Annotated in this window: 8 protein-coding genes; 3 read left to right on the plus strand and 5 right to left on the minus strand. The window is 62.4% G+C overall.

The genetic code is table 11. From position 1 onward, the window contains the following. Positions 1–9: 9 nt before the first annotated feature. Positions 10–318 (minus strand): type II toxin-antitoxin system RelE/ParE family toxin, encoded by a 309-nt coding sequence (locus EEB15_RS27785; protein WP_141513219.1) that lies wholly within the window; start codon positions 316–318, stop codon positions 10–12. Then, complete coding sequence (locus tag EEB15_RS27790; RefSeq protein ID WP_141513220.1) at positions 315–599, minus strand: YlcI/YnfO family protein; 285 nt, start codon at positions 597–599, stop codon at positions 315–317. The genes EEB15_RS27785 and EEB15_RS27790 overlap by 4 nt, the downstream gene beginning before the upstream one ends. A 98-nt stretch (positions 600–697) precedes the next feature. Here EEB15_RS27790 and EEB15_RS27795 point away from each other — a divergent pair, with 98 nt between their 5' ends. Both EEB15_RS27795 and EEB15_RS27800 read left to right on the plus strand, forming a co-directional pair. After that, the gene (locus EEB15_RS27795) at positions 698–2,548 is read left to right on the plus strand and encodes a 3'-5' exonuclease (protein ID WP_141513221.1); all 1,851 of its coding nucleotides are present in this window, start codon (positions 698–700) and stop codon (positions 2,546–2,548) included. Positions 2,549–2,639: 91 nt separating this feature from the next. After that, positions 2,640–3,644 carry a tripartite tricarboxylate transporter substrate binding protein gene (locus EEB15_RS27800; RefSeq protein ID WP_233259644.1) on the plus strand — a complete coding sequence of 335 codons (1,005 nt, stop codon included), beginning with the start codon at positions 2,640–2,642 and terminating at the stop codon, positions 3,642–3,644. On the opposite strand, the gene EEB15_RS27805 is transcribed toward EEB15_RS27800, so the two are convergent. Genes EEB15_RS27805 through EEB15_RS27815 form a run of 3 tightly spaced genes read right to left on the minus strand, consistent with a single transcriptional unit; the run spans position 3,645 to position 5,444 of the window. Continuing rightward, positions 3,645–4,616: a recombination-associated protein RdgC gene (locus tag EEB15_RS27805; RefSeq protein ID WP_141513222.1), complete on the minus strand. Its 972-nt coding sequence runs from the start codon at positions 4,614–4,616 to the stop codon at positions 3,645–3,647. Between the two features lie 28 nt (positions 4,617–4,644). Continuing rightward, on the minus strand, positions 4,645–5,118 hold the full coding sequence (locus EEB15_RS27810) for a type II toxin-antitoxin system YhaV family toxin (RefSeq protein ID WP_141513223.1): 474 nt from the start codon (positions 5,116–5,118) through the stop codon (positions 4,645–4,647). Further along, the gene (locus EEB15_RS27815) at positions 5,115–5,444 is read right to left on the minus strand and encodes a type II toxin-antitoxin system PrlF family antitoxin (RefSeq protein ID WP_141513224.1); all 330 of its coding nucleotides are present in this window, start codon (positions 5,442–5,444) and stop codon (positions 5,115–5,117) included. The genes EEB15_RS27810 and EEB15_RS27815 overlap by 4 nt, the downstream gene beginning before the upstream one ends. Positions 5,445–5,554: 110 nt before the next feature. Here EEB15_RS27815 and EEB15_RS27820 point away from each other — a divergent pair. Further along, positions 5,555–6,722: PLP-dependent aminotransferase family protein (locus tag EEB15_RS27820; protein ID WP_141513225.1), on the plus strand; the 1,168-nt coding region annotated here is incomplete at its 3' end.

Below are 6,722 nucleotides of genomic sequence, written 5' to 3' on the forward strand. Positions count from 1 at the left end.
CGAGCTGACTCAGTGGTAGTCGTTCTCGCGCTGGTGCCGCACCGCGAGGACCGTGACCGTGCTTGCGTCTTCGATCTCGAACAACGCCACGTAGCCGGACGCGCCGAAAGGAATGATCATTTCTCGATGTCTTGGGCCATGCTGTCCGTCGCCTGCCTTGCGACACGAGAAAGGGAACTGTTTCAGAAGCTGCAAGGCATCCATGATTGCTTCAAGCGCGCGGTCTGCCGTGGCCGTATCGTGCTCGAGCAGGAAGTCAAAGAGTCGCTCCAGAGCCGCTTCGGCATGCTTGGTAAACCTGACGTCGTAGCGGTTCATCGCCCAGTGGCGGGCTTCGCCTTTTTCTTGGCCGCAGCAAGCTTCTTCTCCAGCTTCGCGACAACGTCGGCGGCGCTCACGTACTCATTGGTCTTCCTGGCCTCCTGAGCAGAGTGCAGGCCCCGCGCGAGAAAGTCGTCTTCGGCTTCACGTTGGGCGATGTAGCTTTCGAGCGCCGATTCCATGAGCCTGGACAGCGTCTCGTCAGGCCGCAACGCGCGCTCGGCAGCGTCACGCAGCTTGGGGTCCACGCGTAGCGCGGGCAAGGTGGCGGTCTTCATGGTCGTCCTTGATGCATCGCAGATGTAATGCAGCGACAAGTTTATAGACTCCCGGGCCACGATGCAACTTAGACTGAGCGCAGTGGGAGGTTCTTGAAGTGGCAATATTTCCGCAGGGGAAGACGAAAGTTCGCGAGCGCGCCAACGCAGGCGAAAAGCGGGTTCTGGACGCTTTGGCTCGGCACCTTGAAGACGATTACACCGTCTGGCACAACATTCCCATCATGGGCTCAGGTCGTGAGCCCGACTTCGTGATTCTTCATCCGCAACGGGGGTTGCTGATTCTGGAGGTCAAGGATTGGAAGCGCCAGACCATTGTGCAGGCCAACACGATGCTCATCGAGCTTCGCACCGACAGTGGCATCGTGAACACTGAGCATCCGGTTTCTCAGGCTCGGGGTTACATGCTCGACTTGATGCATCAGGTCCAGAAGCATCCGGAGCTATTGCACACAGCAGGACCGCATCGGGGCAAGCCGATATTGCCTTGGGGTTGGGGCGCGGTTCTGAGCCACATCAAGGCGGCGGACGTTGCGGCCGATACCAGCTTTACCGATGTGTTCGAGCCGCAGAAAGTCATGCTGGCCGACGACCTTGCCGACGCTGTCGATTCCATGGCCTTCCAGCAGAAGCTGTGGGGCATGTTCAATGTGCATTGGCAAGGCATGCTGACGCTGCCGCAGATGAACATCATCAGGGCGCTCCTCTTCCCAGAGCTGCGCATGGGCTACCAGCAATCGCTGCCGCTGGACAACCCCTCCAAACTGGTGATTCAAGACGTGCTACAGGTCATGGACTTGCAGCAAGAGGCTGTTGCCCGCAACCTGGGCGAAGGGCACCGGCTGATCCACGGGCCGGCAGGCTCTGGCAAGACCATGATTCTGGTCTACAGAGCCGTGCAACTGCAGGCCGTTGCGCGCGAGGGAAAGCCCATCTTGGTCCTTTGCTACAACCGCGAGCTGGCCGATCGCATTGACACCATGCTCCGCGTGAAGGGTGTGGGGCCGGCGGTGCAGGTTTGCACTTTCCATAAGTGGGCGATGGACTTGATTCGCACTTACCAGCTTGCACCAATCAGGCCTGGCAAGCTGACCAACGACGACTATGAGGCCCTGGCGAAAATGGCTTGCGAAGGCATCGCGTCTTCGCGGATACCGAAGGGTCAGTACGCGGCGCTGCTGATCGACGAGGCGCATGACCTGGCTGACGATTGGCTGGCGGCAGCGGCGCAGATGGTTGATCCGACCACCAAGTCTCTGCTGGTGCTCTACGACGACGCTCAGTCGATCTATCAGAAGACCCGCCGCAAGCTCAGCTTTGCCAAGCTGGGCATTGAGGCCAAAGGCCGAACGGAGATTCTCAAGATCAACTATCGAAACACGTCCGAGGTGCTTGCCCTGGCAGTCGAGTGTGCGGAAGGCATCCTGCAGGACCGTCCGGAAACAGTCGAGGACGACATGCCGCTTGTCATGCCTCAATCAGCCGGAAGAAGCGGACCCCTCCCAACGTTTCATCGGTTCGAGAGCGGACTGAATGAAGCGCGGCACATTGCAGGAGCAATTGTCGAAATCGTTTCCCAGGGCCGCTTGCCCAGCGAGATCGCCGTGTTGGCAAGGACCTGGCGTAGCCTGGAAGCCGTGCGCGAGGCCATCGAAGCGGCTGGCATCCCTTGTTCGACACCCAAGCAGGCTCGAAGAGCACCGGACGCTTCGCCCTGCGTCAAACTGACGACCCTTCACAGCAGCAAAGGCCTCGAGTTTCCCGTCGTGTTTATCGCTGCGCTCGACCAGCTCGATGCCAGCCATGAAGACCGCGTCGAACGGCTACGGCTCCTGTACGTGGGGATGACAAGGGCAACGCACAGGCTTCATCTCACCGCGGTGGGAACATCAAAGATTGCGGCAGGCGTGGAGCAAGCGCTCCAACGGATCACTCGGGCCTACCACTGAAGATTTTCTAGCGCGTGCCGGTATAGGGGTTTGTGAGAGCCGGTCTACGGCAAGACAGGTCGAAAATCAGTTCTCCATCATCGGAGCAGCAGTGACAAAGACCTTTTCCTCGGCAAACGCGATGCGTCGCGGCTTTCTCATGGCAGCCGGCGCGCTCAGCGCTGCGGCAGTTGCCCCCCGCGCGCTGGGCCAGCCGCAGAAGTGGCCCAGCAAACCGATCCGCATCGTGGTCGCGTTCCCTCCCGGGGGCCTCACGGATGCCTACGCCCGGAATTACGCCGAGTTCCTGGGCGGAAGGCTGGGCCAGCAGGTGATGGTGGACAACAAGCCTGGCGCAGGTGCCATCATCGGCATCGACATTGTTGCCAAGTCACCGCCCGACGGCACGACGCTGCTGATGACGACCTCTGGCACGGTGTGGCAGAACCGGGTGCTGTACAGCAAGCTGCCCTACAACCTCGACAAGGATCTGACGCCCGTGGTCTTCTTCCCGTCCGGCCCGTTGGTGGTCGGCGTTCCGGAGAAGCTGGGCGTGACGAACTTCAGGGAGTTCATCGAGTACGCGAAGAAGAACCCGACCTCCATGGGCACCTACGCGCCCGGGTCCTATCCGCACATGATGGCGGACCAGACCAACAAGTCGGAGGGCACCAAGATCCAGGCCGTCCACTATCGGGGCGAGTCACCCATGTGGGTGGAGGTGGCGGGCGGCCAGACGCAGATCGCCGTCGGCAGCTACCAGGCATTCAATACGGTTTCAACCCGCGGTGTGCGCGCCATTGGCGTGACCGGCAGCTACCGCAGCCCCAAGCTCCCTGACGTGCCGACGCTGGTCGAGCAGGGCGTCGACAGCCGGCTGGTCGGGCTGGAAGGTGGCCTGCCACTGATGGCGCCCAGCGGCACCCCCGAAGCCGTTCTTCAGGCCCTCTCACGTGCCGCGGTCGACTGGTCCAACACCCCGGGCGCGGCCAAACTCCGTGAGAACTTCGCCATCCCGAACAAACCCAAGAACCTCGCCGACACACGCAAGGATTGGGAGCGTGATGTGCCTGTGTGGATCAAGCTGGCGGTGGACCTGGGCCTCAAGCTGGATTGATCAGAACGGCGCGTCAGCCGTCTCAGCCGGTGCAACCACCGCCGGCTGATCATCCATCTCCCCACCCAACGCCTCCAGCAGATCCGGAATCAGCCCTGCCAGCTCCCCGGTGATGATCGCCGCGTCCGTATCGAACCCGTCGTCGTCCTTCCCCGGCTTGTCCACGCCTTCCAGCACCACATCGAGCAGCTGGATCTTCTTCACCTGCGCCGTCTCCGTCAGCACGAACGACAGGCGATCGTTCCAAGTCATCGCCAATTGAGTCGGCACCTTGCCGGCCGCGATGTGCTGCGGCACTTCCTCGATCTCCAGCGTGTGGCGCGAATAGCGCACGGTGGACTTGTGCTCGTCGGGCGTCTTCAGCTCGCAATCGCGGTCTACCGTGAAGTTGAAAGGCGCCTCGCGCGATGACAGCCACTGCGACATCGACACCGAAGCCGAAGACTTGGTCTGCACCGGCTTGAAGCCCAGCGCAGGCGCGCCACCTGGCACCGCGCTCAACGCTTCCACCAGCGCCGTGACCACCTTGTCGGCACCACCCAGGCTGCCCGTGCCCACCACCAGCAGCTTGTTGCCCGCGTCGATCCACACCATCGTGTTGGACTTCTTGGTGAAGGCGCGCGGCAGCAAGTCCAGCACCACTTCTTCCTTGAATTCCTTCTTGATCTTGGCGCCGACGCGCTCGTTGCCCGTCTCCTTCTTGTAGCGATCGATCTTCTCTTCCACGCCCGCCTTCACGGCCGAAGCGGGCAGGGCGCGCTTTTCGGAGCAGAGGTTCAGGATCACCTGGCCGCCCACGCTTTCGGCGAGCAGCGTGCTTTTCTTGCCGCGCGGCGGCACCCAGCCATGGGATGCGGGCTGCGTGGCGCCGCAGGGCACGAAACGCTGGGACTGCAGGGCTTCTTCGAGGGCTTCGAGCGGGGGCAGGACGAAGTCGGGCCCGATTCGGAAAAATGATGCGGTTTTGAACATGGGGGTTTGGTACAGCGAAGCGCGGATTCTAGTGGGGCGCCGCGCGAGCCTCGGCCAGGAGCTGATCCCAATCGTCCGGCGGATGGCCTGCCTCCAGCATCTTGCGGAATACCCGGTAGGCGTCATCGGCACTCTCGTAGGCACGCTTGGTGTCCGAGTCGTTCACCCAGGCATAGACAATGACCTTGCTCGATGCGTGGTAGCGGAAAAACAACCGGTACTGCTGGAAGAACTTCGCGCGAAACCAATGCTTGTGCTCGTCGCCGAGGGTGTTCCCCTGGCGATACTCGGGCCGCAGCGGATCTTGCGGAATGATTTCGAACGCCAGCTTGGTCATTGCTGCCAAGCGCTTGGCAGCGTTCTTCTTGGTGAAGCCCTTCGGGTCCTTGCGTTTCAGGGCCTCCACCTGTCGCGTCAGTGCGTCAAGCTGGTCCAGAAACAAAGGGTGGGCAAAGATCGTCCAGCCGTGAACGACCAGCGGGACCCACTTGGCCCGGCTCATTCATCGTCTGCCGACAGCGCAGCGTCGAAATCTACTTCGACCTCGCCCACCAGCGACTGGATACGCTTTGCGAGGGCCGCATCGACCGACTGGAGCCGCCGCGGGTGCGCGGCGATGTCGCGAGCCAGAAAGCCCAGGAACTCCCCGAGAACCGGGTCGTTGCCCTGCTCAACATCGGCACGGGTGATCACAACCTGGCCGTTGGGACGGATGGAATAGCGAATTTTGTCGCGCTTGCCGAGCTTGAGCGCGCGGCGCACCGGCTCCGGCACAGTTGTCTGGTAACGGTCGGTCAGTGTGGATTCGGCTTTGATGTCGGCGGTCATGGCACAAGCATGGTAATGCACCTGCATTACCGCGTCAACGCAGATCGTCCAACAGCTTGTTGGACGATGCGCGCGACAATGCCGTACGAAACCCTTCAGCCAGACCCACCATGCCCCTCCAATACGCCACCCGCCTCAACAACGTAGAAACCTCCGCCATCCGCGAGCTCTTCAAGCTGCTGGGCAAGCCCGGCATCATCAGCTTTGCCGGCGGCTTCCCCGACAGCGCCATGTTCGACGTGGCCGGCATCCAGGAAGCCGTGAACGCCGCCCTGGCCGAGAACCCCGGCGGCGCGCTGCAATACGGCGCCACCGAAGGCTACGAGCCGCTGCGCGAGCAACTGGCCGCGTACATGGGTACCAAGGGCGTCAGCGTCAAGCAAGACGGCCTGATCGTCACCACCGGCAGCCAGCAGGCGCTGGATTTGCTGGGCAAGACCATGATCAGCCCCGGCGACAAGGTGATCGTGGAGGCGCCCACCTTCCTGGCCACCATCCAGTGCTTCAGGCTTTACGGCGCGGAGCTGATCACCGCGCCGGTGGACGCGAACGGCGTCGACGTCGACCAATTAGAAAAACTCATCGCCGAACACAAACCCAAATTCGTCTACCTCATTCCGACTTTCGGCAACCCCAGCGGCGCCACCCTGAGCCTGGAGCGCCGCAAGCGCGTGATCGACCTGGCCGTGAAGCACCAGACGCTGGTGGTGGAAGACGACCCGTATGGCGAGCTGTTCTTCGACACCGCGCCGCCCCCGAGCATCCTGGCCTTGAGCAAAGACGTGCCCGGCGCCACCGAATGGATCGCGCACTGCGGCAGCATGAGCAAGGTGCTGAGCCCCGGCCTGCGCGTGGGCTGGCTCATCGCCCAGCCCGAGCTGCTGGCCAAGGCCACCATGTGCAAGCAGTTCAGCGACGCGCACACCAGCACCTTTGCACAGGCCACTGCGGGCCAATACCTGAAGGCGGGCAAGATGCCGGCAACGCTGGCGAAAGTGCGCAAGGCGTATGGCGAGCGCGCCAAGGCGATGGGCGCCGCGCTGCAGCGCGAACTGGGCGACGCGATCGAGTTCACGCAGCCGCAAGGCGGCCTGTTCTTCTGGGCCCGGCTGACGGGCGCCAATGGAAAGTTGAAAGACGCTGGCGAACTGGCCAAGCGCGCGATCGAGCAGGGCGTGGCGTTCGTGCCGGGGGCACCGTTCTATGCGACGAACCCCGACAAGAGCACGCTGCGGCTTAGTTTTGCGACGGTGGGGGTGGAGAAGATTGAGGAGGGGG

Source organism: Ramlibacter sp. WS9 (assembly GCF_003797765.1).
Classification (GTDB): Bacteria; Pseudomonadota; Gammaproteobacteria; order Burkholderiales; family Burkholderiaceae_C; genus Ramlibacter.